The sequence below is a fragment of the Patescibacteria group bacterium genome, from assembly GCA_041659765.1.
GTDB lineage: Bacteria > Patescibacteriota > Patescibacteriia > UBA9934 > UBA9934 > JAGORL01.
In genome coordinates, this window is sequence record JBAZXR010000001.1 from 88,740 (window position 1) to 110,423 (window position 21,684).

Annotated in this window: 34 protein-coding genes; 32 read left to right on the forward strand and 2 right to left on the reverse strand. The window is 52.4% G+C overall.

Annotation, left to right across the window (positions count from 1 at the left end; translation table 11 throughout):
- The first annotated feature begins 1 nt into the window (after window position 1).
- The 31 genes from fusA (at window position 2) to recO (ending at window position 19,018) form a co-directional block, all read left to right on the forward strand.
- The gene (gene fusA, locus WC813_00465) at window positions 2–2,104 is read left to right on the forward strand and encodes an elongation factor G (protein MFA5946481.1); all 2,103 of its coding nucleotides are present in this window, start codon (window positions 2–4) and stop codon (window positions 2,102–2,104) included.
- Window positions 2,105–2,195: 91 nt separating this feature from the next.
- On the forward strand, window positions 2,196–2,615 hold the full coding sequence (locus WC813_00470; GenBank protein MFA5946482.1) for a hypothetical protein: 420 nt from the start codon (window positions 2,196–2,198) through the stop codon (window positions 2,613–2,615).
- A 100-nt stretch (window positions 2,616–2,715) separates the two neighbouring features.
- Entirely contained in the window at window positions 2,716–3,186 is a 471-nt protein-coding gene (locus WC813_00475) for a hypothetical protein (GenBank protein ID MFA5946483.1), read from the forward strand.
- Window positions 3,187–3,326: 140 nt separating this feature from the next.
- Window positions 3,327–4,520 (forward strand): elongation factor Tu, encoded by a 1,194-nt coding sequence (gene tuf, locus WC813_00480; protein ID MFA5946484.1) that lies wholly within the window; start codon window positions 3,327–3,329, stop codon window positions 4,518–4,520.
- Between the two features lie 72 nt (window positions 4,521–4,592).
- A complete protein-coding gene (rpsJ, locus tag WC813_00485) occupies window positions 4,593–4,931 on the forward strand; it encodes a 30S ribosomal protein S10 (GenBank protein MFA5946485.1) in 339 nt (112 codons plus the stop codon).
- A 308-nt stretch (window positions 4,932–5,239) separates the two neighbouring features.
- Entirely contained in the window at window positions 5,240–5,848 is a 609-nt protein-coding gene (gene rplC, locus WC813_00490) for a 50S ribosomal protein L3 (protein ID MFA5946486.1), read from the forward strand.
- Entirely contained in the window at window positions 5,836–6,468 is a 633-nt protein-coding gene (gene rplD / locus WC813_00495; GenBank protein ID MFA5946487.1) for a 50S ribosomal protein L4, read from the forward strand. Before rplC ends, rplD begins: the two co-directional genes overlap by 13 nt.
- A 1-nt stretch (window position 6,469) precedes the next feature.
- Window positions 6,470–6,895, forward strand: a complete 426-nt coding sequence (locus WC813_00500; GenBank protein MFA5946488.1) for a 50S ribosomal protein L23 — start codon at window positions 6,470–6,472, stop codon at window positions 6,893–6,895.
- A 1-nt stretch (window position 6,896) separates the two neighbouring features.
- Complete coding sequence (gene rplB / locus WC813_00505) at window positions 6,897–7,745, forward strand: 50S ribosomal protein L2 (GenBank protein ID MFA5946489.1); 849 nt, start codon at window positions 6,897–6,899, stop codon at window positions 7,743–7,745.
- 6 nt (window positions 7,746–7,751) lie between these two features.
- Window positions 7,752–8,081 (forward strand): 30S ribosomal protein S19, encoded by a 330-nt coding sequence (rpsS, locus tag WC813_00510; GenBank protein ID MFA5946490.1) that lies wholly within the window; start codon window positions 7,752–7,754, stop codon window positions 8,079–8,081.
- Window positions 8,082–8,089: 8 nt separating this feature from the next.
- Window positions 8,090–8,491: a 50S ribosomal protein L22 gene (rplV, locus tag WC813_00515; GenBank protein ID MFA5946491.1), complete on the forward strand. Its 402-nt coding sequence runs from the start codon at window positions 8,090–8,092 to the stop codon at window positions 8,489–8,491.
- A 1-nt stretch (window position 8,492) separates the two neighbouring features.
- Window positions 8,493–9,227, forward strand: a complete 735-nt coding sequence (gene rpsC, locus WC813_00520; GenBank protein ID MFA5946492.1) for a 30S ribosomal protein S3 — start codon at window positions 8,493–8,495, stop codon at window positions 9,225–9,227.
- Between the two features lie 13 nt (window positions 9,228–9,240).
- A complete protein-coding gene (gene rplP / locus WC813_00525) occupies window positions 9,241–9,651 on the forward strand; it encodes a 50S ribosomal protein L16 (GenBank protein MFA5946493.1) in 411 nt (136 codons plus the stop codon).
- 1 nt (window position 9,652) lies between these two features.
- Window positions 9,653–9,841 (forward strand): 50S ribosomal protein L29, encoded by a 189-nt coding sequence (gene rpmC / locus WC813_00530; GenBank protein ID MFA5946494.1) that lies wholly within the window; start codon window positions 9,653–9,655, stop codon window positions 9,839–9,841.
- Window position 9,842: 1 nt separating this feature from the next.
- Window positions 9,843–10,097 carry a 30S ribosomal protein S17 gene (gene rpsQ / locus WC813_00535; protein MFA5946495.1) on the forward strand — a complete coding sequence of 85 codons (255 nt, stop codon included), beginning with the start codon at window positions 9,843–9,845 and terminating at the stop codon, window positions 10,095–10,097.
- Between the two features lie 5 nt (window positions 10,098–10,102).
- Window positions 10,103–10,474, forward strand: a complete 372-nt coding sequence (gene rplN, locus WC813_00540; GenBank protein MFA5946496.1) for a 50S ribosomal protein L14 — start codon at window positions 10,103–10,105, stop codon at window positions 10,472–10,474.
- Between the two features lie 10 nt (window positions 10,475–10,484).
- Window positions 10,485–10,817, forward strand: coding sequence for a 50S ribosomal protein L24 (rplX, locus tag WC813_00545; GenBank protein MFA5946497.1), 333 nt, complete (start codon window positions 10,485–10,487; stop codon window positions 10,815–10,817).
- Window positions 10,818–10,819: 2 nt separating this feature from the next.
- Window positions 10,820–11,377, forward strand: coding sequence for a 50S ribosomal protein L5 (rplE, locus tag WC813_00550; protein ID MFA5946498.1), 558 nt, complete (start codon window positions 10,820–10,822; stop codon window positions 11,375–11,377).
- A 3-nt stretch (window positions 11,378–11,380) separates the two neighbouring features.
- The gene (locus WC813_00555) at window positions 11,381–11,566 is read left to right on the forward strand and encodes a type Z 30S ribosomal protein S14 (protein MFA5946499.1); all 186 of its coding nucleotides are present in this window, start codon (window positions 11,381–11,383) and stop codon (window positions 11,564–11,566) included.
- A 7-nt stretch (window positions 11,567–11,573) separates the two neighbouring features.
- On the forward strand, window positions 11,574–11,966 hold the full coding sequence (gene rpsH / locus WC813_00560) for a 30S ribosomal protein S8 (protein MFA5946500.1): 393 nt from the start codon (window positions 11,574–11,576) through the stop codon (window positions 11,964–11,966).
- Between the two features lies 1 nt (window position 11,967).
- The gene (gene rplF, locus WC813_00565) at window positions 11,968–12,525 is read left to right on the forward strand and encodes a 50S ribosomal protein L6 (protein ID MFA5946501.1); all 558 of its coding nucleotides are present in this window, start codon (window positions 11,968–11,970) and stop codon (window positions 12,523–12,525) included.
- Window positions 12,526–12,529: 4 nt separating this feature from the next.
- Complete coding sequence (gene rplR, locus WC813_00570) at window positions 12,530–12,889, forward strand: 50S ribosomal protein L18 (GenBank protein ID MFA5946502.1); 360 nt, start codon at window positions 12,530–12,532, stop codon at window positions 12,887–12,889.
- Between the two features lie 4 nt (window positions 12,890–12,893).
- The gene (gene rpsE, locus WC813_00575; GenBank protein ID MFA5946503.1) at window positions 12,894–13,544 is read left to right on the forward strand and encodes a 30S ribosomal protein S5; all 651 of its coding nucleotides are present in this window, start codon (window positions 12,894–12,896) and stop codon (window positions 13,542–13,544) included.
- A gap of 1 nt (window position 13,545) precedes the next feature.
- Window positions 13,546–13,980 (forward strand): 50S ribosomal protein L15, encoded by a 435-nt coding sequence (gene rplO, locus WC813_00580; GenBank protein MFA5946504.1) that lies wholly within the window; start codon window positions 13,546–13,548, stop codon window positions 13,978–13,980.
- Between the two features lie 17 nt (window positions 13,981–13,997).
- Complete coding sequence (gene secY / locus WC813_00585) at window positions 13,998–15,263, forward strand: preprotein translocase subunit SecY (GenBank protein ID MFA5946505.1); 1,266 nt, start codon at window positions 13,998–14,000, stop codon at window positions 15,261–15,263.
- A 66-nt stretch (window positions 15,264–15,329) separates the two neighbouring features.
- Entirely contained in the window at window positions 15,330–15,881 is a 552-nt protein-coding gene (locus WC813_00590) for a nucleoside monophosphate kinase (protein MFA5946506.1), read from the forward strand.
- A gap of 90 nt (window positions 15,882–15,971) precedes the next feature.
- On the forward strand, window positions 15,972–16,754 hold the full coding sequence (gene map, locus WC813_00595; protein MFA5946507.1) for a type I methionyl aminopeptidase: 783 nt from the start codon (window positions 15,972–15,974) through the stop codon (window positions 16,752–16,754).
- 421 nt (window positions 16,755–17,175) lie between these two features.
- Window positions 17,176–17,382: a hypothetical protein gene (locus WC813_00600; GenBank protein ID MFA5946508.1), complete on the forward strand. Its 207-nt coding sequence runs from the start codon at window positions 17,176–17,178 to the stop codon at window positions 17,380–17,382.
- On the forward strand, window positions 17,373–17,825 hold the full coding sequence (locus tag WC813_00605; protein ID MFA5946509.1) for a hypothetical protein: 453 nt from the start codon (window positions 17,373–17,375) through the stop codon (window positions 17,823–17,825). The genes WC813_00600 and WC813_00605 overlap by 10 nt, the downstream gene beginning before the upstream one ends.
- Complete coding sequence (gene ruvX, locus WC813_00610; GenBank protein ID MFA5946510.1) at window positions 17,822–18,232, forward strand: Holliday junction resolvase RuvX; 411 nt, start codon at window positions 17,822–17,824, stop codon at window positions 18,230–18,232. The genes WC813_00605 and ruvX overlap by 4 nt, the downstream gene beginning before the upstream one ends.
- 6 nt (window positions 18,233–18,238) lie before the next feature.
- Complete coding sequence (gene recO / locus WC813_00615) at window positions 18,239–19,018, forward strand: DNA repair protein RecO (GenBank protein MFA5946511.1); 780 nt, start codon at window positions 18,239–18,241, stop codon at window positions 19,016–19,018.
- A gap of 62 nt (window positions 19,019–19,080) precedes the next feature.
- On the opposite strand, the gene WC813_00620 is transcribed toward recO, so the two are convergent.
- Window positions 19,081–19,440 (reverse strand): hypothetical protein, encoded by a 360-nt coding sequence (locus tag WC813_00620; protein MFA5946512.1) that lies wholly within the window; start codon window positions 19,438–19,440, stop codon window positions 19,081–19,083.
- Window positions 19,441–19,734: 294 nt separating this feature from the next.
- Here WC813_00620 and aspS point away from each other — a divergent pair, with 294 nt between their 5' ends.
- Window positions 19,735–21,126 (forward strand): aspartate--tRNA ligase, encoded by a 1,392-nt coding sequence (aspS, locus tag WC813_00625; GenBank protein MFA5946513.1) that lies wholly within the window; start codon window positions 19,735–19,737, stop codon window positions 21,124–21,126.
- A gap of 134 nt (window positions 21,127–21,260) precedes the next feature.
- Here the strand turns inward: aspS and WC813_00630 are convergent, their stop codons facing one another.
- Window positions 21,261–21,680 carry a hypothetical protein gene (locus WC813_00630; protein ID MFA5946514.1) on the reverse strand — a complete coding sequence of 140 codons (420 nt, stop codon included), beginning with the start codon at window positions 21,678–21,680 and terminating at the stop codon, window positions 21,261–21,263.
- Window positions 21,681–21,684 lie beyond the last annotated feature (4 nt).

Below are 21,684 nucleotides of genomic sequence, written 5' to 3' on the forward strand. Positions count from 1 at the left end.
TATGAACCGTGATTATCCGTTAGAGCGAGTTCGCAACATCGGAATCATTGCGCACATTGACGCTGGTAAGACCACTACCACAGAGCGCGTGCTTTTCTACACCGGTAAGAAGCACAAGATTGGCGAAGTGCATGAGGGCGAAGCCACCATGGACTGGATGGAGCAGGAACAGGAGCGCGGTATCACTATTACGGCTGCGGCTACTACCTGTTTCTGGAAGGATCACCGCATTAACATTATTGACACCCCAGGACACGTGGACTTCACCGTTGAAGTTGAGCGTTCTTTGCGCGTGCTTGATGGCGGCGTGACCGTTTTTGACGGTGTGGCTGGCGTTGAACCGCAGTCAGAAACCGTGTGGCACCAGGCTGATAAATACGGCGTGCCACGCGTTTGTTATATCAACAAATTGGACCGCACGGGCGCAGACTTCTATAAGGACTTGGCGAGCATTCACGCCCGCCTCTCTACAAACGCACATCCTATTCAGTTGCCGATTGGCGTTGAATCTGATTTCGTGGGTTTGATCGACCTTTTCACCCGCAAGGCCTACATCTATAAGGATGACCTCGGAAAAGAAATTGACGAGATTGAAGTGCCGGAGGAATACAAAGAGAAGGTTGAGAAGTTCCGCGCACAGCTTGTAGAGGCTTGTGTTGAGCATGATGAAACACTCATGGAGCGTTTCTTTGCTGGCGAAGAAATTTCTGTCCCAGAACTGAAGGCCGCGCTTCGCAAGGGCGTTATTGCCATGAAAGTATTTCCGGTTATTTGTGGTTCATCCTTGAAGAACAAGGGCGTTCAGCAGATGCTTGATGCGGTTGTCGATTTCCTACCGTCTCCGCTTGATCGTCCGGCCATTTCTGGTTTTAATCCGGACAATCCAGAGGAGTTGATTGAATGTCCAGCTAAGGATGACGCACCATTTGCGGCGCTCGCCTTTAAGATTGCCGCTGATCCATTTGTGGGCAAGCTTGCTTTCTTCCGCGTGTACTCTGGCTCTGTGAAGTCTGGTTCATACATCTTGAACTCTTCTACCGGTGAGAAGGAGCGCTTGTCCCGCATTGTCCGCTTGCACGCTAACTCGCGTGAAGAAGTGGACCAGGTGTATGCCGGTGAAATTGCCGCTGCCGTAGGTTTGAAAGGCACCGCTACCGGTCAGACGCTCTGTGATCCGGATCACCCAATTGTTCTCGAGTCCATCACCTTTGCTGCTCCGGTTATTTCCCAGGCTGTTGAACCAAAGACGAAGGGCGATCAGGAACGCATGGGCATGGCACTTGGAAAACTCATGGAAGAAGATCCTACTTTCCATGTGAACACTGATCCCGATTCCAATCAGACGATTATTGCAGGCATGGGCGAGCTTCACCTTGAAATCATGGTGGATCGCATGAAGCGTGAATACTCGGTCGAAGTGAACGTCGGCAAGCCACAGGTAAGCTACCGTGAAACCATTCGCGCTTCAGCTGAAGGTGAAGGACGCTACATTAAGCAGTCTGGTGGTCGCGGTCAGTATGGTCACGCATGGTTGCGTGTAGAACCGTTCATTGATCCTGAAGGCGAGAACTTCGTCTTTGAGGACGAGGTGAAGGGCGGTGCAATTCCGCGCGAGTTCATTACCCCAATTGGTAAGGGCGCGCGTGAAGCGTGTGATCGCGGTGTGTTGGCAGGCTTCCCACTCATTAACATCAAGGCCACTGTTTTTGACGGTTCGTACCATGATGTTGACTCTAATGAAGCCGCCTTTAAGATGGCCGGCTCCATGGCTTTCCAGGCAGCTATTAAGAACGCTAAGCCAGTCTTGCTCGAGCCAATCATGAAAATCGAGGTGGTAACACCAGAAGACTTCATGGGTACAGTGGTTGGAGACTTGAACAGCAAGCGCGGACAGATTCAGGAGATGGGCGATCGCGGAAACATGAAGACCGTCCGCGCTCTTGTGCCTCTCGCTGAAATGTTCGGCTACGCTACAAACCTCCGTTCGTTGACCCAGGGTCGCGCCTCCTCCTCCATGGAGTTTGGCGAGTACCAGGAAACCCCACGCAACGTGACGGAAGCCATTATCAAAGAAAGAACGGGCAAGCTATCAGAAAGAGTGTAGGAAAAAGCAAAGCACCCCTCACGGGGTGTTTTTGCTTTACAAAAGCTAAGTTTTTTGCTAGAGTTGCCGGTCCCTTTTATTGGAGGTAAACGTGGACGAACCAACGTTTCTTGTTGTCGATGACGACCAGGCTAAGCTAGCTGGCGCCGTGGAGGTGGTGAAGGAGATTTTTCCCGGAGCGGATATCAAAGAAAGGCTCATTGGGTTCATGGAACCGTGGACCAGGCAGACGCTCGCGGAATATGTCCGTACCGAGGATCGTGACGTGGTCATCATGGACAATAGCTTGGGAATGGTCTTGGGTGGTTCGATCGGCGGACCTCTCAGGAAGATGCTCGGTCCTGACCATTCCATGGAGCTCGTGATCTATAGCGGGGATCTCTCCGCTTGGAAGGGCTCACCGTTCGCCGGCGCACTTGGCCGTCTGGGCTGGCATTACGGAGCAACGCGTAAAGACGAGTTGCGGGAGACGCTCGTACAGTTGCGTCAAGACAAGTTCTCAGGCAAATAGCGTCGTTCGGATCCCGTCGTTGGCTTTGTGCCGACGGTGGGATTTTACTTTCCACCTATTTTTTTGACTTTGCGCACCTGAGTGTCTAAGCTTTCCGCATATGCAGAACTCCCAACTTGATCGATTGCTGAAATTAGCCAAGCGAACGGGCGACCGTCTCATAGTCACGAGTAATGACGGCGCCGAGCCGGTGGTCATCCTTCCGCTCGCTGAGTACGAAGGCATGTTAGACGCTATGACCTTTTTTCGCAGCGAAAAAGGGGGGAGCTCCAATCCCGCGTTTGAGGAAAATACAAACAACGAAGGCGGGTTTGACGCAGATGTTGAGAGAGGTCACGTGAGAAATGCCGTTACTGCTGAGGAGGCCGAAGGGGACTTCGATCCGGTGGCTCTTGAACGCCAGGTAATGGCCGCCATGAACCGGGAGGAGCCAGAGGTCGTGCCGGTCGAAACTTCAGCAGAAAGCCAGGCTACGCCAGTTCCGGAAGAAACCACAAGAAAACCCATTACTCGTAAGGTAAATCAGCCGGAAGACGGGGGAGAAGAGCGGTTCTATCTGGAAGCAGTGTAAACATTGGGGTTCTTCGTCCACCCAGCCCCTTGCGCGTTTTACTGAGCTTTGTTACACTCCTCCCGCATTTAAATCTTAGTATTTCATCATTCTTTGCGCCTTTTCTCCTCACCCGGGGAAAAAACGCTCCATAAACTTGTATGGCAGAGCAATTTGTGCGTGAAAAGCCACACGTTAACGTTGGCACTATTGGTCACGTTGACCACGGCAAGACCACTACGACCGCTGCTTTGACTGCTGTTTCAGCAGCCCGCGGCCTCGGTAAGACTAAGTCTTACGCTGATATCGCCAAGGGCGGTACGGTTCGTGATGCGTCCAAAATCGTGACTATCGCTACCAGCCACGTTGAGTATTCCTCAGCCAAGCGCCACTACGCGCACGTTGACTGTCCAGGACACGCTGATTATGTGAAGAACATGATCACGGGTGCTGCTCAGATGGACGCCGCAATTTTGGTGGTTTCCGCCGCTGACGGTCCAATGCCTCAGACTCGCGAGCACATTCTTCTCGCTCGCCAGGTTGGTGTTCCGTACATCATCGTCTTCTTGAACAAAGTTGACCTTGTTGATGATCCAGAACTCCTTGACCTCGTTGAACAGGAAGTTCGTGACCTTTTGACCAAGTACCAGTACCCGGGTGACACCACGCCAATTATCCGCGGTTCCGCCTCTAAGGCGCTTGAGAACCCAGCTGATGATACGGCTGCTAAGCCAATCCTTGATATTATCAAGGCCTTGGATGAATACGTTCCAGATCCAGTTCGTGATACCGAGAAGCCATTCTTAATGTCAGTGGAAGACGTGTTCTCCATTGAAGGACGCGGTACGGTGGTCACCGGTCGTATCGATCGCGGTGTAGTTAAGGTAAACGACGAAGTTGAAATCGTTGGTCTTAAGGATACCCAGAAGACGGTAGTCACTGGCATCGAAATGTTCAACAAGTCCCTTGATTCCGGTATGGCCGGAGATAACGCCGGTGTTCTGTTGCGCGGCGTGAAGAAGACGGACGTTGAGCGCGGTCAGGTACTGGCCAAGCCAGGTTCCGTGACCCCTCACACTAAGTTTGAAGCTGAAATCTACGCTTTGACTAAGGAAGAGGGTGGTCGCCACAAGCCGTTCTTTAAGGGCTACAAGCCACAGTTCTACATCCGCACTACGGATGTAACCGGTGAAATTGAGCTCCCAGCAGGAACCGAGATGGTTATGCCAGGAGACACGGTTAACTGTGTCGTAACCCTCATGAGCACGGTTGCTCTTGAAGACAAGATGCGTTTCGCTATCCGCGAGGGTGGCCGCACGGTTGGTGCTGGTGTGGTTGTAAAAATTATTGAATAATGTCCCACATGTAGGGGCGGGTTTAAAGACTCGCCCCTACCTCTGTAAACAATTGTCCTTTGTTCCCCTTGTATGGCCGATAAAGAAAAGAAAACTGAAGGTGAGAAGGAGCAGCGGATTCGTATTAAGATCCGCGCCTATGACCACAAGGTCATTGATGCTGCCACGGTGACTATTATCAAGACAGCGGAAAGAAGCGGGGCTAACGTGCTTGGTCCGGTGCCTCTGCCTACAGAACGCCGCCGCTACACGGTGAACCGTTCCACCTTCATTGATAAGCAGTCGCGTGATCAATATGAGATGCGTATCCATAAGCGTCTCATTGACATCATGAATCCTACGGAACGGACCATTGACGCTCTTATGAGCTTGAACCTTCCAGCCGGTGTCGACATCGAAATTAAAATGTAACGTGCGCGTTCGGGATTGCGATCTCAGCATCAGCTCCGCTGGTACCGCGATCGCAATCTCGAACAACCCCTCCTACAGTGAACCGGAAAGAAAGATCCTTTATTGGAAAACCTTCCCGACGCTTCATGCGGAGTTTGTGAGAGGAATTGCCTATTCACACCTGAACAAATCAACCTGAATGTATTAGCTCATTCGAGCATTACTTCAGGCTATAGCCCCCAACTTCCTTTGTGGAGTGACGTGGCTGTAGTCTGTTTTTGTTCAAAACGAACGTTCCGCCCACGGCTAACGTGGTGAACGATGATTCTATGAAATATATCATTGGTACAAAACTCGAGATGACCCAGGCTTTCCGTCCGGACGGATCGGCTGTGGCGGTGACTCTTATTTCTGCTGAGCCATGTACGGTGGCTCGTCTTGGAAAGGATGATTCAGGCCACTCCGTCGCCATCATTGGCGTCGGTAAGACCAAGCATCCGGCTAAGGCTCAAGCTAAGGAAGCGTTTGCACACATGCAGTCGCTTCGTCTCAAAGACGGCCAGACACTAGAAGTCGGTGCAGTCTTGTCCGTGAATGACTTTACCGTGGGCGACAAGATCACGGTCATTGGCACGAGTAAGGGCAAGGGCTTCCAAGGTGTGGTTAAGCGCCATGGATTCCATGGTCACCCAACCACCCACGGTCACAAAGACCAGGTCCGTAAGTCTGGTTCCATCGGTGCGGGTGGCGTGCAGCGCGTGTTCAAGGGCATGCGCATGGCCGGCCGAATGGGTGGAGATCGGGTTACGGTGCAAAATCTTGAGGTCATCACCATTGATACAGAAAAGAACATTTTGGGTGTGATGGGCGCAGTTCCGGGCGCGCGCGGAGGTTCGATCACCATTCATGAAACTGACGGAAATGTATGGCACAAGTAAAATGCTACACCTGGGATGGTAAAGATGCAGGCACGGTCTCCGTGTCTGACAAGCTTTTTGCTGTGACACCAAAGCTGTCTGTTATTCATGATGTCATCGTGGCACAGGATGCTAACAGCCGGGTCATTCATTCTCACGCTAAGGATCGCTCTGAGGTTCGCGGCGGTGGACGAAAGCCATGGAAGCAGAAGGGTACTGGTCGTGCTCGCCACGGTTCTTCACGCTCACCAATTTGGATTGGTGGAGGTGTGACCCATGGTCCGCAGAGTGACCAGAACTTCTCTTTGAAGATCAACAAGAAAACCAAGCGCTTGGCGATGGCTATGTTGTTGACGGATAAGATGAACGACGGTGCCTTTGTAGCTTTGGAAAACTATGCACTTCCAGAAGGGAAGACAAAGTTCGCAAACCAGATGCGCAAGGCGCTTCCGGGGGCAGGTAAATCCGCTCTCGTACTCTTGACTGTTGGCGACGACGTTATGCTCCGCGCAGCCAAGAACTTGCCTAAGACAAAGACTATGTACGCCCACAGCTTGAACGCTCGTGATTTGGCTAAGTATGCTTTCGTCTTGGCTTCCAAGACCGCTATTGAGACTCTTGAACACACTTTTGCTCTCTAATATGGCGATCTTCAAAAAGAAAACAGCAGTGCCAGTGGAAGCCGATGTGAAGACAGAGGCTCCGAAGGAGGTTAAGAAAACAGCTCCTAAGGCGAAGAAAGAAGAAAAGCGCGATGTACTTAAGGCACAGGGTGGTGCAGTTTCTGCTTTGGCCGCCCGGACGCTTTTGGCTCCGCTCGTAACGGAGAAGACGGCACATTTGGCTGATGCTGGTGTTTACGCTTTCCGTGTTCCGCTTAATGCTAATCGTGTAGCTGTACGCGCTGCTTTTAAGGAGCTGTACAAAGTGGCACCAGCTAACGTGAATATCATGCGTGTGCACGGTAAGGAATCTAAGTCTGGACGTTTCGCTTCTCGGGCTTCAGATTGGAAGAAAGCTATGATCACTCTTCCAGCTGGTTCTCGGGTAGACATTTTTGCGCTCTAGTATGCCAATCACCAACTATAAACCAACAACTGCAGCTCGCCGGAAGTCCAGCGTGCAGTCATTCAAAGACGTCACGAGCTCAACGCCCCTGAAGTCACTTTTGAAGTCCCGCAAGGAACAGGCTGGCCGCGGTGCCGGTGGTAAGATCACCGTTCGTCATCGTGGCGGTGGTGGACGTACGCACGTTCGCGTGATTGACTGGAAATTTGATCGCTTGAATATTCCAGCCAAGGTCCAGACCATTGAATACGATCCAAACCGCGGTGCTCGTTTGGCGCTTCTGGCCTATGCCGATGGTTTGCGCGTTTACGTTCTTGCTCCACACGGTCTGACAGTCGGGATGACCGTAGTATCTAGCAAAGAGAAGGGCGAGCCGTCCGTTGGCAACCGTTTCCCGCTTGAAAAAATTCCAGTCGGTATGCAGGTTCATAACATTGAACTTCAGCCAGGCGGAGGCGGACAGATTGTCCGTGGTGCCGGTACGTCAGCTGAGCTCCTCGCTATTGAGGGAGATCACGCGACGCTCCGCTTGCCTTCCGGCGAAGTTCGCCGAGTACTAAAGGTTTGCATGGCGACCATTGGTACTGTTTCTAACCCAGATTGGAGCTTGGTGCGCTGGGGCAAGGCTGGTCGTACGCGTTGGCGCGGTATTCGCCCAACCGTTCGTGGTAAAGCCATGAACCCGGTTGATCACCCACACGGTGGAGGTGAAGCTAGAAACTCTATTGGTCTCAAGCATCCGAAGACGCCAACCGGTAAGCCGGCCCTCGGAGTGAAGACTCGCAAAGAGCAGGCTTCAGACAGAATGATTGTCCGCCGTCGGAATCACGATAAGAATCGCGCAGTGTAAACCCCTATGACCCGAAGTCTAAAAAAAGGCCCGTTCGTAGCCGACCACCTTCAGAAGAAGGTGGACAAGCTTCGCCCAGGAGATAAGACGGTCGTGAAGACCTGGTCTCGCTCCTCCACCATCACTCCACAGATGGTTGGGTTTACGTTTGCTGTGCACAACGGTAAGGATTTCATTCAGGTGCGAGTTGTTGAAAACATGGTCGGCCACAAGCTAGGCGAGTTTTCTCCAACGCGTAAGTTTGTTCGCCACGCTGGCAAGATGGTTGCTGCTGAAGCAGCACCAGCTCCGGCCGCGGCCGCTGCCCCGGCAGCAGCTAAGAAGATCAGCCGATAAATTGCCATATGGAAGCTATCAGCAAAGCAAAATTTATCCGCATCGCTCCTCGAAAGTCTCGCCTGGTGGTGAGCCTCATTCGGGGGATGTCTATCGGCGCTGCTCGCCGCCAGCTTATGGTGTCTGACAAACTCGCGGCGACGCCAGTTTTAAAGGCGCTGAATTCGGCCATTGCCAACGCCGTGAACAACCTCAAGATGGATGAATCCACCCTGGTTGTTTCTAAGGCGTACGTGGATGAGGGGCCGAAGATTAAGCGTTCCACGCCCCGCGCGCAGGGTCGGGCTACACCGATTCGCCTCCGTATGTCGCACATCACCATTGCGGTCTCTGGACCGGATGAAGCGACGAAGGTGAAAAAAGTGACGGCGAAGAAATCTGTAGTAAAAGCTCAAACGACAACCGCCTAATATGGGTCACAAAGTCCATCCAAAAGCATTCCGTCTCGCCACCATTTACACTTGGGATTCCAAGTGGTTTGCCCGTGGCGGACAATTTATTTCTCAACTGAAAGAAGACGTTGAGCTCCGCGAATTCCTCCGCAAAGAACTGAAGGAAGCCGGTCTGAACGATGTCGGTATTGAGCGTACGCCGAAACAGTTGACCATCACGGTCCATGTTGCAAAACCAGGTTTCGTGATTGGCCGTTCCGGTGCCGGCATTGAGGATCTAAAGAAGAAGATCATGAAGGCCTTCTTCCGCGGTCGCCGGGTCACGCTGAACATCAACGCGACTGAGGTTTCTCGCCCGTCTCTTTATTCACAGATTATTGGCGAACAGATCGCTCAGGACATTGAACGCCGTCTCCCGTTCCGTCGGTCCATGAAAATGGCCATTGAACGCGTCATGAAGGGCGGAGCCAAGGGAGTTAAGATGACCCTGTCCGGACGTTTGAACGGAGCAGAAATCGCTCGTACGGAAACGCTGTCCCAGGGTTCTATCCCGCTTCATAACTTGCGCGCCGACATTGACTTCGCTCGCGTGCGAGCGAACACGGTTTACGGTGTCATTGGTATCAAAGTGTGGGTTTACCGCGGCGATGTTTTTGAAAAGGATAAGGCCGCTGAAGCTACCCAGTCCGCAGAAACGGCTCCGGAAGCCTCAAAACGTGCAGCTCCTACTCGCTACCGCGCACCTCGCGCCTAACTGACCCTGTCCTATGCTACTCCCCAAAAAAATGAAATATAGAAAGTGGCAAAAGCGACGCACCGCTGGTGATCGCGTTGCCACCCAGAAAACGGACGTTGCTTTCGGCTCCTTTGGCTTAAAAGCTATTACGGAGGCCTGGGTAACGGCTCGCCAGATTGAAGCTGCCCGCCGCGCGATGACGCGTGCGATTAAGCGCGGTGGAAAAATTTGGATCCGTATTTTTCCTGACCATCCGGTCACTAACCATGGCGCAGAAGCTCCGATGGGTAAGGGAAAGGGTGGAGTGGACTACTACATGGTTCCTGTCCGCGCCGGCACTGTCATGTTTGAGATGGACGGGGTGACGCCTGAGGTAGCTAAAGAGGCTTTCCGTCTGGCAGCTTACAAGCTCCCGGTTAAGACAAAGATTATTTCCCGCTAATATGCGCTATAAAGAACTTGACGGTAAAACCGAAAAAGAGCTCCAGGCGCTAATGGCGGAGGGGAGAGCCAGAATCCACGCGCTCAGATTGAGCCGTTCCATGAACCAGCTAAAAGGCGTGCGGGAAATCAGACAGGTTAGAAAAGATACGGCTCGCATGATGACCAAGTTGTCCGCTTTGAAGAAGTAATATGCCTAACGAAACCAAAAAAATCACCCGCCGCCGCTTGATCGGTACGGTCGTCTCTACTAAGATGATGAAAACCGTATCCGTTCGAGTTGACCGCACCGTGATCCATCCTAAGTACGGTAAGCGCTACGCTGTGAGCGCTAAGTACTTGGCGCACAACGAATCTCCAGACATCCAGGCTGGTGATAAGGTTGTGATTGAAGAAACCAGACCACTGTCTGCGCTTAAGCGCTGGAGAGTAGTCAGTAAAGCCTAAGCCCTATGTTGCAACACCGATCAATGATCGCCGTGGCTGACAACAGCGGCGCCAAAAAGCTCCAGGTCATTCGTGTCCTGGGTGGCTACAAGAAGCGTTATGCCCGTTTGGGCGACGTCGTGACTGCTGTCGTGAAGGTCGCTGACCCGCACAACCCAGTCAAAAAGAGCGACGTAGTGCACGCGGTGATTGTCCGCTCACGCAAAGAAGTACGCCGTGAAGACGGCTCCTACATCCGCTTTGATGAGAACGCAGCTGTTCTGATCAATCGTGAAACAGGAGATCCTCGCGGAACACGTATCTTTGGACCAGTGGCTCGCGAGTTGCGCGCTGGTGGTTTCACTAAAATTGTGTCCTTGGCCCCTGAAGTCCTCTAATCCATCTACTATGAAAATCAAAACAGGCGACATGGTTCGCGTCATGGTAGGGAAGGATAAGGGTAAAGAAGGCAAAGTGACTCAGACGTTTCCAGAACTTGGTCTGGTGGTAGTAGAGGGCGTGCGCCTCACGGTCAAGCACATCTCGCCTAAGCGGATGAAGCAGCAGGCGGGGGCAGCTAAACCAGAAGGACAGAAGGTGACTTACAGCGCTCCGATCCGAGTAGAGAACGTGGCGGTGGTGTCTGGCGGTACGGTTGGTCGGGTTGGCTACAAAGTGACGGAAGGCGGTCAGAAGACACGCGTCCTTCACTCAAAGAAATCGGTCAAAGACATTGGCTAATTATGCAAACTCTTAAGGAACAATTTACGACCGTAGTTCAGCCGGCTCTCCGCCAGGAGTTTGGTTTGACTAACGTTCACGAAACCCCAACCATCTTGAAAGTGACGCTGAATGCCGGCTTTGGCAAAGGCAAGGATGCGAAGTTTTCTGATGTGGTGGTAGACACTTTCCGTCGTATCACTGGCCAGCAGCCAGTCAAAACCAAGGCCCGCAAGTCCATTGCTGGATTCAAGGTTAGAGAAGGTATGGTGGTTGGCGTGACAGTTACCCTGCGCGGTAAGAAGATGTGGGACTTCTTAGAGAAGCTGTCTCGCGTGTCATTCGCTCGTATTCGTGACTTCCGAGGTATCCCGGAATCGGCGGTAGATAAGGATGGAAACTTCAACTTCGGCATGAATGAACACACGTCGTTCCCGGAGATTCTGCCAGATGAAGTAGAATCACTGCACGGTCTCCAGATCACGATCACTACTACCGCCAAGAATCATGCGGAAGGAGTAGCGCTCATGAGGGGCCTCGGGTTCCCATTTGCTACGAAAGAGAAAATCAGCCGAGCCTAACCTATGGCAACAACGAACCAAATTGCTAAGTCCAAGAAGACGCCTAAGTTCATGACCCGCCACGTACTACGGTGCTGGCGCTGTGGCCGAAAGCGTTTCTTCATGCGGGACTTCGGCTTGTGCCGCATCTGTTTCCGTGAACTTGCAAACGTGGGCGAGATCCCAGGCATTCGGAAAGCTAGCTGGTAATCCTATGATGACAGACCCAATCTCAGACATGCTCACCCGCATCCGCAACGCCGCCATGGTGAAAGCGGAGGTGGTCACCATGCCCCTCTCACAAATGAAATTCGCTTTGGCGAAGATTCTAGAGAGCGAGGGCTTCCTTCAGGCTGTCAGCCGGGAGGAGCAGGGCGGACGCCCCATCTTGAAGGTGGAGCTTCGCTATGAACCGAATGGTTCACCCCGCGTCTCGGACTTGAAGCGCATTAGTAAGCCAGGCCGCCGTGTTTATGTGAAGGCGACTGAGCTGACTCGTGTCCGTTCAGGTTTTGGTATTGCGATTCTTTCAACCCCGAACGGACTCATGACGAGCGACGAGGCAAAGAAACGGCATTTGGGCGGAGAACTTATTTGCGAAATTTACTAATATGTCGCGAATCGGCAAAAAACCAGTTTTCCTCCCCGCCGGTGTAACCGCGGAGATCGCAAACGATAAAGTTACTGTAAAGGGTCCAAAGGGGGCTTTGACCTTGGCTCTTCACGCTCACGCTCACGTGGCCCAGTCTGCTGATAGCACTGGCATGGCTCAGCTTGATGTTACGGTGAATGATCCGGAGAATGACGACCGAGCCATCTGGGGTACCATGCGCGCACTTCTGAATAAGATGGTGAAGGGCGTGACTGAAGGCTACGCTAAGACACTCGAGCTCAATGGAGTTGGTTTCAAGATGAACTTGAAAGGCAAGGGACTCCTCATGTCACTTGGCTTCTCCCATGACGTAGAATACGAATTGCCAGAAGGCGTCGTAGCTAAGATCGAGGGGAACGTTCTGACGCTGTCCGGCATTGACGCGGAGGCAGTCGGTCGAGCAGCGGCAGAGATTCGCTCGCTCAAGAAGCCGGAACCATATAAAGGAAAAGGCTTTAAGTACTCTGACGAAGTGATTCGTCGTAAGGCTGGAAAGGCTGCGAAGAGCGAGAAATAAGCATATGACCCCAAAGAACATCCAAAAAAAGCGTGCACAGGCTGAACGCCGCGCTATCCGCACTCGCGCTAAGATCTCCGGAACCACGGAGCGACCGCGCTTGTCTATCTTCCGATCTTCTAAGCACATGAGTGCTCAGGTTATTGATGATACAAAGGGCAAGACTTTGGCCTCTGCTTCTGATCTGAAGATGGATGCCAAGAAGACAGGCCTGGAATTAGCGGCGATGGTTGGCCAGGAAGTGGCCGCCAAAGCCAAGGCTGCCGGCATCACGAAAGTCGTTTTTGATAAAGGCCAATTCCGTTTCCACGGGCGCGTAAAGGCGCTCGCTGAGGCGGCTCGTGAAGGCGGACTTGTATTCTAATCCTATGGAAGAACCAACAAAAATTGTTACTCCAGTAGTTGCTCCGGCTCCTGCCGGACAAGCTCCTCGCACGACTGATCGTCGCGGACCTCCGCAGCGCGGTGGTGCTGGTGCTGGCCGTGGTGGTCAGGGTCAAGGTGGTCGGGGCGGAGATAGCCGCGGACGCGGACCTCGCACCGGTGGCCGCCCAGAACGTGAACCACGCGAATTCGAGCAGAAGATTCTAGAACTTGTTCGCGTTACTCGCGTGACCAAGGGCGGTAAACGCATGCGTTTCCGCGCCTCTATTATCATCGGCGACCGTCGTGGTCGGGTGGGCTTTGGCGTAGCAAAGGGTGTTGACGTGGCTATGTCTGTAGAGAAAGCTTTCCGTCAGGCTAAGAAGAACATGATCACAGTGCCGCTCGTCAACGAGACTATTCCGCACGAGGTATATAGCAAGTACGCCGCAGCTAAAGTGCTTTTGAAGCCAGCACCTAAGGGTACTGGACTCAAGAGCGGCGGCCCGACCCGCATGGTGCTTGAACTGGCTGGTGTTCCGAACGCAGTTTCTAAGCTTCTTGGAGCCAAGAACAAGATCAACAGTGCTAAGGCCACCTTCTTGGCACTCAGTGCTTTGAAAATGCCTCTGCCAAAGGAGAACGCAAAGAAATAATATGGCAATTACTCTATCTAATTTACGCTCAGCTAAGGGTGCTCGCGCCCTGCCTAAGCGTGTAGGCCGCGGTCTTGGTTCTAAGGGAACCACCGCCGGTCGTGGTCAGAAAGGTCAAAGCTCTCGCTCCGGCGTGGGTGGACTTAAGCGTCTTGGTATGCGCCACACGCTGTTGGCCACTCCAAAGAAGCGTGGCTTCACGTCTTTGAGCGAAAAGCTGGTGTCTGTGAATATCGGCGAGCTCGAGAAGAAAACAATTGCTAATGAAGTAGTTACTCCAAAGACACTCGTGGCTAAGGGATTGATTCCGAAGGGTTCTCACGCAGCTAAGATCCTGGGCGGTGGTGAGTTGACGCACGCGATTGTGGTCAAGAACTGCGAGGTTTCAAAATCCGCAGCCGAGATGATCGCGAAGTTGGGCGGAAAGATTGAGTAACCATTCTTTTGAACGGTATGAACGTATTCCTGCGGATCCTGAAGACGAAAGAGCTCCGGAACGGTCTGCTCTTCATGCTCCTCTGTGTCACGGTATTCCGTATTGCCGCGCACATTCCGGTGCCGGGGATTGATTCGTCCGGTCTTGAATCTCTTCTGGCAGGAAACCAGTTTCTTGGGCTTTTGAACGTTTTTTCCGGCGGCACGCTGACGAGCTTTTCGATCGTGGCGCTTGGTGTTGGTCCCTATATCACGGCATCCATCATTTTCCAGCTGCTCGGAATGATTTTTCCGTCTGTAGAGGAAATGCAACAGGAAGAACAGGGTAGACAGAAGATTAACCGCTGGACGCGTTTGCTGACGGTTCCGCTTTCGTTCCTTCAGGGCTACAGCATCCTGAAGCTTCTTCAGCAGTCCAGCGCATCGCTCGGAACTCAGCTGACCTTCTCTACCATGGATTATTTGCTCGCCATGCTTTCCATGATGGCTGGGACGATTTTTCTTATGTGGTTGGGGGAGCTTATCAGCGAGCGCAAGATGGGGAACGGTCTTTCGATCATGATTTTCTCCGGTATTATTGCTTCCATGCCAGGTTTTGTGGCGAAATCGTTTGCGGCGAGCACCAGCGCGGACACGACGAATATTATTCTCTTCGTGGCGTTGACGCTCGTGACGGTTATTGGCGTTGTCTACGTGAGCGAGGCCGTGCGTAACTTGCCGGTGCAATATGCCCGCGGTGGTGGCGCAGGTTCAACCGTGAACTCGTCCTTGCCACTCCGTATCAACATGGGCGGTATGATTCCTATTTTGTTTGCCCTCTCCTTGATTGTGCTTCCTCCGCTTGTGGCGCAGTTCTTTGTGAATGCTCGAACGGAGATCATACAGCAGATTGCTACACAGACCGTCACGCTTTTTGGGAACAATTTGTTCTACGGAGTTGTTTACTTCATTCTAGTGTTTTCCTTCACCTTCTTCTATTCATCGGTGGTGTTTAAGCCAGAGCAGGTGGCCGAGAACCTCCAGAAGCAGGGTGGATTCATCCCCGGTGTTCGGCCCGGAGAGCAGACGGCTAAGTATCTCCAGTGGGTCACTAATCGTCTCTTGCTGATTGGCGCGCTTTTCTTGAGCATAATCGCGGTTCTCCCAGTCTTCATGCAGGAAATCACCGGTACTCAGAATCTGGTGGTTGGCGGTTCGTCCGTCATCATCGTTGTGTCTGTCATTGTCGATATGGTGAAACAGGTTGAGGCTCAGCTGACCATGCGTAGCTACGACAACAAGTAATATGGAAGCAGCCCTTCAGGGCTGTTTTCTTTTTTACTATTAGCAGTTATCATCCCCCAGTAGCTTATGCATAGAATATTCATCTTGGGGCCGCAGGGGAGTGGGAAGGGGACGCAGGCCAAGAAATTGTCAGCCTTCCTCGGGATACCGTACCTATCCATGGGCGATCTTTTGAGAGAAGAGGCAAAGGGAGAGGGCGAGCTTTCTCAAAAGGTGCGGGCAATCGTGGAGACTGGTAGTTTAGTATCGGACGTTGTGGCTGAAGCAGTACTCAGGAAGCGTTTGGCAGAGCCGGATGTGGCGAATGGATATATTTTGGACGGCTTCCCGCGGAACTTTGAACAGATGAAGGCGTTTGTGGGATTTGATCAACCAACAGCAGTTATCGTGATCGACATACCAAAGCGTGAATCACGGGCTCGCTTACAGAACCGAGCAATCACGGAAGGCCGCACGGATGACACACCAGAGGTCATCGAGAAACGACTCGGCATCTATAGTACAGATACCGTTCCGATTATTGAGGAATACAAGAAGCTTGGTGTCGTGCGAGAAGTTGACGGGATGGGAACCATTGAAGAAGTAGCTGAGAGAATTCAACGGCTTTTTGTTTTATAGGGTCTACGAATGTTCTCGTAAAAATTTGGAGTCGGGTTACCTCCTAACAAATTTTTCCGAAAACATTCTTCGCCCCTAACCAATACCAATATGGCGCTAATCAAAACTGCAGAAGAAATCCAGGCGATGCGTGAGGGCGGGGCGTTGCTATCAAAGGCGCTTCAGGCCGCGGTAGACATTGTGAAGCCGGGCGTGACGATGCGACAGCTCGACGATATTGCTCGAAAGACTATTGAAGATGGTGGCGGAAAACCGTCATTCTTGGGGTATAAAGGCGGTAACAAAATCCCGTTCCCTTCGACTGTTTGCATCTCGGTTAATGAAGAAGTTGTCCACGGGGTAGGCTCGCGCGAGATAGTGCTAAATGAAGGCGACATTGTCGGACTCGACATTGGCTGTTGGTATAAAGACATGTGTACAGATATGGCTGTGACGGTACCGGTTGGAAATATTTCTAAGGAACTCAAGGAGCTTCTCCATGTTACTCGAGATTCAATGCGTGCCGGTGTTGAAGCAGCTAAGGTTGGCGGAGTAGTGCGTGACATCAGCCAGGCTGTTGAAGGCGCGGTGAACCAAAAGAAGTATGGAATTGTTAAGGCGTTGGTCGGCCATGGCGTAGGACATGCGGTACATGAATCGCCACACGTGCCGAATTACGTCGATAGCTCCTTTCCGAAGACGGCGCTTAAAGAAGGAATGTGTTTGGCTATTGAGCCTATGTTGACGCTCGGGACTGATGACGTAGTTACCGCGAAAGATGGTTGGACGATTGTTACCGCAGACAATTCACTCGCTGCGCATTTTGAGGTGACCATCGCACTGCTTCCAGGCGGCCCAGAAGTATTGACGCCAGAGCCTACCGTCAAGATCTAAAAAAGAAGAGGTCCCTTCGGGGTTTAAACCCGAAGGGACCTGAGATGCACCCTATCCTGCGCTGGCCAGCGTCCAAGATTTCTACGATATCTATTCGTCCCCATCCCATCGAATTGGCACCCGATGGACGTGTGGACGGAGATGATCCTGCGGGCCCGGGTGTGGGGGACCCATCCTCTTTATGAGATTTTGAGCTGAGTACCGGCGGCACTCGAAGCTGGCCGATCTCGACCCCTGTTGTCTTTGCGTTAAGACTGACAGGAGCTCGCCTCCACGGGGGATGTCCGTGTTTTTTCCCTTGCAATCACTCCGACTCTCCATGCGGGAACCAGGATTGACTGCAAATTGAGGCATTCACGATATGGTGACAATATGCTAGCATTAGGCGAGAGTTTTGTCAATAAAATCGCTAATATTCGCTATGCACGAGCGTAAAGAGATCCATGAGGCCTTTCTTCGCCAGGCCCTGCAGGCTATGGGAGTAGAAGACGCGGTCTATGTGACAGAGAATAGTTATGATGGCGGATATGAGATTCGGGTAGGTTCTTGTGACTTTTTTGTAGATTACGAGACGGCAGACGAAGAAGACGCGGAGTATATTAAGAAGCAACTGAACTTATGTTCATAAAAAAAGAAGATGCAACTGGGTTAGTAATTTTGTTCGTGATGATGGTGATAATCGCCACTTTTTTTGTGCTTGCGCCAAACGCGCCGGAGATCAGCTATAGACCCGTGGAGGAAACAGGAAGCGCCTTAATCGTCGTTGACCCGACGCTCGATAACCTAGGCGAGATTCACGTGAGCGCCACGGTGAAGACGCCTGGGTTTATTACGTTCCATGAGGCAATCGGCCAGGCGCCGGGAGGAGTAGTTGGCGTTTCAGAATACTTGCAACCTGGGGAGTATAAAGATTTGGTTATTACGCCTTTAAGACCGCTCGAAAGGGACAATCAATACTTCGCTCTGATGTTTAAGGATGGAGGTAATCATAAATATGATCTTGGTGTAGACCTTCCTATAATGAGCAATGGGGCAGTGATTAAAGTTCACTTCATAACTCCCGCGATGTGAAATATCTCGGCGTAGATTTTGGATTTAAGAAAATTGGGCTCGCGTTAGGGGATGATGGCGCTCGCGTGGCCGTTCCTTTTAGCGTCATCTTTGGCGGTCTCAAGGAGCTGCTCGAAGTTATTAAGGAGGAGCAGATTGAGGCCTTGGTGATCGGACTCGCGGTCCCAGAGGCTCATCAAAGCCAGACGCAGCTTGAGCGCACGTTAGCCTTTGCCGAAAAACTTAGAGCCGAGAGCGGACTCCAGGTACATGTGGTTGATGAACAATTTACGTCAACGGAGGCACGACGCGTGCAGAAAGAGACAGGAACTAAGGCGGATGAAGACGCACTCGCGGCCATGTTGATCCTGCAGGCGTATTTTGACGAAGGCTCCATGGGCGTAGAGCAGTTCTCCGTGAAGCCGTAAAACCCTATGTGGTCGTCCCTCAAGACCGAAGCCATGATTCTGACCATCTCGCCTTTTCGGGAGGCGGATAGGCGCTATTCGGCGTTGACTCGGGACCATGGCAAGATTGAGTTCATTGGCCGGGGCGCGCGGAAGGGGAAGGCTAAAGTAGCACCACATCTTGATCCCTTTGCGGTTATCACCCTTGAGATTATTAAGGGCCAGCGGGGCATGACGGTGATTGGGGCTGAACGAGCGCATGCCTTCCGTGAGCTCGCAGGATCGCTCGACGGCCGAATGCTAGCTCATGCCGCGGGCGCGTTGTTAGAAAAAACAGTTCAGCAGGATTTACCAGACCTTGAGCTTTACGAAGAGTATAAAGCGTTGCTCCAGTTTTTGAATGATACGAGCGCGCTTTCGCCCATGCGTACAACTTTTGTGCTGGGCGGGTTTCTTTTGCGTCTTCTTTCGATGCTCGGTTACGAGGTTGAGCTGAACTCGTGTCTGGCATGCAAGGGCGACATTCTTCCGTTGTCATTTCGCTGGCATGATGGCCGGGGCGGACTTGTCTGTACTGGCTGTACGTTGGCCGAGCCTCAGGAATGGGTGGCGGCGCGAGTTTTGGAAGAGGAGATCGTGACCCTAATGCGTTTTGCACGCGAAGCTCAGTATTCAGACTATGTGCGGCCAGCGCTTAAGGCAGAGCATGTCAATGCGTTTGCCGCGTGCGTGCATGACCTCATGCGCCACCATGTTCCTGGCTATCAAATGGACGAGCCGTTTTGGAGTTTGCTTTTTCTTTATTAAAATGGCGAACCGCTCCTCCGACGAATCAGAGGAGCGGTACAGAACGGACGACTGCGGCGTGATTAGCCGCGGTGACGGAGCTCGATCATGAGCGAGCGAATACGAACCTCCTGGATGATGTGGATGTCTTCGCCCTGAAGGAGACGGCGAACCGCACGACGGAACTGGCTGAGTGCCAGCTTGTTGTCGCGGTTTTCCACATCTATCTTCACGATGCCTTCTACTTCGAGTAACGCGAACGCTTCGCGATCAGCCTGGGTGACTTCCTCTGGCTTGACCCAAAGGACGCGATTAGCGCTCTTCACGATCTCAATGATTTTCTGGAGGAGCTTGCACGCCTCCATGATCTCCTCGTGGTTGATGACGGCGCTATCGCCGGAGTGGATTTCTGCGGTCGCGGGGAGCGACGTGTCGAGGTTCATCAAGGCGGGACTCCTGCTAAAAGGCCTTTTTAACATATCACGCGTGGCGTTTTCCGCGAATATTTATCCACTCTAGCCAGGTCGTTCGCGAAACGACGTGGCTTGCAGGAAAAAAATGATTGCGCTATGGTTTCTTGGTAACTGCTCGCGACTGACAACCGCGATGGGCTAAAACTTCATAAAAAGTACAAAGCAAGGTGGCACCGCGGAGTGAAATTCGCCCTTAGCACATAATTCTTTAACGGAATTGTGTTGTGAGGGCGAATTTTTGTTCTCCCTCGACACAGAAATTTTATGCAACGTATTCTTACATCAGAGACGGTTGGAAAGATTGGTGAAACAGTGACCGTGGCAGGCTGGATCCACGCCCGCCGCGACATGGGAAAAGTGGCGTTTTTTGACCTTCGTGACAAGGAGGGCTTGATCCAGGTAGTTGCCGTTCCGGCAGAACTTGGTGACTCGGCGGAGATCTCGACCAAGCTACGTTCTGAATGGGTGGTCGCTATCACCGGTATCGTTCAAGCACGAGGAGCTAAGCAGGTGAACGACAAATTGAAGACCGGCACCGTTGAGCTCTTGGCGAAGTCGATCGTCGTTCTGAACGAAGCAAAGACGCCTCCATTCGAGATAGACAAGGATACTCGACCAGTCAACGAAGAGGCTCGGCTCACCTATCGCTATCTTGACCTCAGAAGCGAGCGCATGCAGAAGAACCTGCGTACGCGCCATGCGGTGTTCCAGGATATGCGTCACTATTTCAACGAGAAAGGATTTATTGAGGTTGAAACTCCGATCTTGACGAAGGGAACCCCGGAGGGTGCTCGCGAGTTTATTGTTCCTTCACGACCGCACCCGGGGAACTTTTACGTGCTCCCGCAGTCTCCCCAACAGTTTAAGCAGCTCCTCATGGTTGCTGGCGTAGAACGCTATTACCAGCTGGCCAAGTGTTTCCGTGATGAAGACCAGCGCGGCGACCGTCAGCCGGAATTCACCCAGCTCGACCTTGAAATGAGTTTCGTTGAGAGAGAAGACGTGATGGGCATGATCGAAGAGTTGCTGATCCAGCTCGTGAAAACGCACCGTCCTGACGCGAAGATCCAGCAGTTGCCATTCCCACGGATGACCTACAAGGAATCCATGGAAAAGTACGGCAATGATCGCCCAGACATTCGTGAAGATAAGAATGACCCGAACCTGTTTGCGTTCTGCTGGGTGATTGATTTTCCGTTCTTCGAAAAGACGGAAGACGGTGGTTGGACTTTTACGCACAACCCATTCTCCGCAGCACTTCCTGAGTGGCGCGAGAAGCTGGCGAACAAAGAAGACATTGGCAATATTATTACGAGCCAGTACGACATTGTGCTTAACGGTTTCGAAATTGGCGGTGGTTCTATCCGCAATCATCAGCCCGAAATGCTCCGTCGAGTCTTTGAGATCATGGGCTTCCCAGCTGAGACTATCGATTCCCAGTTTGGCCACATGATGAAGGCCTTTGAGCTTGGCGCACCGCCTCACGGCGGCATTGCGCTCGGTGTAGACCGCGTCATGGCCCTCTTCCAGGGCGAGGCCAACATCCGCGAAGTCATGGCCTTCCCTAAGGACGGAAACGCCCGCGACCACATGATGGGCGCGCCGTCACCACTCCCTGAAAAGGCGCTAAAGGAAGCGAATATTAAGCTTTCATAGAGAAAACAAAAGACCACATATCGCTCGAAAATGGAGTCGGATTACCTCCTAACATTTTCTCGCGACATGTGGCTTTTGTTTTTGGGTGAAAATTAAACGCCCGAGCTAGGCTCGAGCGTGTAGGGCGAGGGGCATCAACCTTCTGAGTTCTTCGTGAGAAGCCAGGCGGCGACTGCGCCGAGGATGTAGCCGATGATTTTCTCCTTCGTGAGCGGCTCTCCCAGGATGAGAATGCCACCGAGAGATGTGACAACAAGGATGAGGATCACGTTCGTACTCATGAGGCCGGAGAAGGAGTACTTGCCTCCCAAGAGCATCGTGAACGTAATGAGTCCGATGATGTCCAACACGGCGCAGACGAAGATGAGGGCGAACTTTCGTTTATCCGGGACCTCGTTTAAAGTTCCCCGATTGATAATGAGGCTCACCACGGCGGCCGGGATGAAGATCAAGAGTGAGACCCACCCCTGGCTCACGCCAGCGTAGCGGGCGAGGAGAGGCCACAGGCTGATGCCAATGGCGGAGATGATACAAAGCGTAAGACCGGTGTCCATGGAT

What these genes read in the sequence shown, in the direction of transcription:
- fusA (MFA5946481.1), top strand. Translation starts at nt 2, where the DNA reads ATGAACCGTGATTATCCGTTAGAGCGAGTTCGCAACATCGGAATCATT.
- WC813_00475 (MFA5946483.1), top strand. Translation starts at nt 2,716, where the DNA reads ATGCAGAACTCCCAACTTGATCGATTGCTGAAATTAGCCAAGCGAACG.
- tuf (MFA5946484.1), top strand. Translation starts at nt 3,327, where the DNA reads ATGGCAGAGCAATTTGTGCGTGAAAAGCCACACGTTAACGTTGGCACT.
- rpsJ (MFA5946485.1), top strand. Translation starts at nt 4,593, where the DNA reads ATGGCCGATAAAGAAAAGAAAACTGAAGGTGAGAAGGAGCAGCGGATT.
- rplC (MFA5946486.1), top strand. Translation starts at nt 5,240, where the DNA reads ATGAAATATATCATTGGTACAAAACTCGAGATGACCCAGGCTTTCCGT.
- rplD (MFA5946487.1), top strand. Translation starts at nt 5,836, where the DNA reads ATGGCACAAGTAAAATGCTACACCTGGGATGGTAAAGATGCAGGCACG.
- WC813_00500 (MFA5946488.1), top strand. Translation starts at nt 6,470, where the DNA reads ATGGCGATCTTCAAAAAGAAAACAGCAGTGCCAGTGGAAGCCGATGTG.
- rplB (MFA5946489.1), top strand. Translation starts at nt 6,897, where the DNA reads ATGCCAATCACCAACTATAAACCAACAACTGCAGCTCGCCGGAAGTCC.
- rpsS (MFA5946490.1), top strand. Translation starts at nt 7,752, where the DNA reads ATGACCCGAAGTCTAAAAAAAGGCCCGTTCGTAGCCGACCACCTTCAG.
- rplV (MFA5946491.1), top strand. Translation starts at nt 8,090, where the DNA reads ATGGAAGCTATCAGCAAAGCAAAATTTATCCGCATCGCTCCTCGAAAG.
- rpsC (MFA5946492.1), top strand. Translation starts at nt 8,493, where the DNA reads ATGGGTCACAAAGTCCATCCAAAAGCATTCCGTCTCGCCACCATTTAC.
- rplP (MFA5946493.1), top strand. Translation starts at nt 9,241, where the DNA reads ATGCTACTCCCCAAAAAAATGAAATATAGAAAGTGGCAAAAGCGACGC.
- rpmC (MFA5946494.1), top strand. Translation starts at nt 9,653, where the DNA reads ATGCGCTATAAAGAACTTGACGGTAAAACCGAAAAAGAGCTCCAGGCG.
- rpsQ (MFA5946495.1), top strand. Translation starts at nt 9,843, where the DNA reads ATGCCTAACGAAACCAAAAAAATCACCCGCCGCCGCTTGATCGGTACG.
- rplN (MFA5946496.1), top strand. Translation starts at nt 10,103, where the DNA reads ATGTTGCAACACCGATCAATGATCGCCGTGGCTGACAACAGCGGCGCC.
- rplX (MFA5946497.1), top strand. Translation starts at nt 10,485, where the DNA reads ATGAAAATCAAAACAGGCGACATGGTTCGCGTCATGGTAGGGAAGGAT.
- rplE (MFA5946498.1), top strand. Translation starts at nt 10,820, where the DNA reads ATGCAAACTCTTAAGGAACAATTTACGACCGTAGTTCAGCCGGCTCTC.
- WC813_00555 (MFA5946499.1), top strand. Translation starts at nt 11,381, where the DNA reads ATGGCAACAACGAACCAAATTGCTAAGTCCAAGAAGACGCCTAAGTTC.
- rpsH (MFA5946500.1), top strand. Translation starts at nt 11,574, where the DNA reads ATGACAGACCCAATCTCAGACATGCTCACCCGCATCCGCAACGCCGCC.
- rplF (MFA5946501.1), top strand. Translation starts at nt 11,968, where the DNA reads ATGTCGCGAATCGGCAAAAAACCAGTTTTCCTCCCCGCCGGTGTAACC.
- rplR (MFA5946502.1), top strand. Translation starts at nt 12,530, where the DNA reads ATGACCCCAAAGAACATCCAAAAAAAGCGTGCACAGGCTGAACGCCGC.
- rpsE (MFA5946503.1), top strand. Translation starts at nt 12,894, where the DNA reads ATGGAAGAACCAACAAAAATTGTTACTCCAGTAGTTGCTCCGGCTCCT.
- rplO (MFA5946504.1), top strand. Translation starts at nt 13,546, where the DNA reads ATGGCAATTACTCTATCTAATTTACGCTCAGCTAAGGGTGCTCGCGCC.
- secY (MFA5946505.1), top strand. Translation starts at nt 13,998, where the DNA reads ATGAACGTATTCCTGCGGATCCTGAAGACGAAAGAGCTCCGGAACGGT.
- WC813_00590 (MFA5946506.1), top strand. Translation starts at nt 15,330, where the DNA reads ATGCATAGAATATTCATCTTGGGGCCGCAGGGGAGTGGGAAGGGGACG.
- map (MFA5946507.1), top strand. Translation starts at nt 15,972, where the DNA reads ATGGCGCTAATCAAAACTGCAGAAGAAATCCAGGCGATGCGTGAGGGC.
- WC813_00600 (MFA5946508.1), top strand. Translation starts at nt 17,176, where the DNA reads ATGCACGAGCGTAAAGAGATCCATGAGGCCTTTCTTCGCCAGGCCCTG.
- WC813_00605 (MFA5946509.1), top strand. Translation starts at nt 17,373, where the DNA reads ATGTTCATAAAAAAAGAAGATGCAACTGGGTTAGTAATTTTGTTCGTG.
- recO (MFA5946511.1), top strand. Translation starts at nt 18,239, where the DNA reads ATGTGGTCGTCCCTCAAGACCGAAGCCATGATTCTGACCATCTCGCCT.
- WC813_00620 (MFA5946512.1), bottom strand. Translation starts at nt 19,440, where the DNA reads ATGAACCTCGACACGTCGCTCCCCGCGACCGCAGAAATCCACTCCGGC.
- aspS (MFA5946513.1), top strand. Translation starts at nt 19,735, where the DNA reads ATGCAACGTATTCTTACATCAGAGACGGTTGGAAAGATTGGTGAAACA.
- WC813_00630 (MFA5946514.1), bottom strand. Translation starts at nt 21,680, where the DNA reads ATGGACACCGGTCTTACGCTTTGTATCATCTCCGCCATTGGCATCAGC.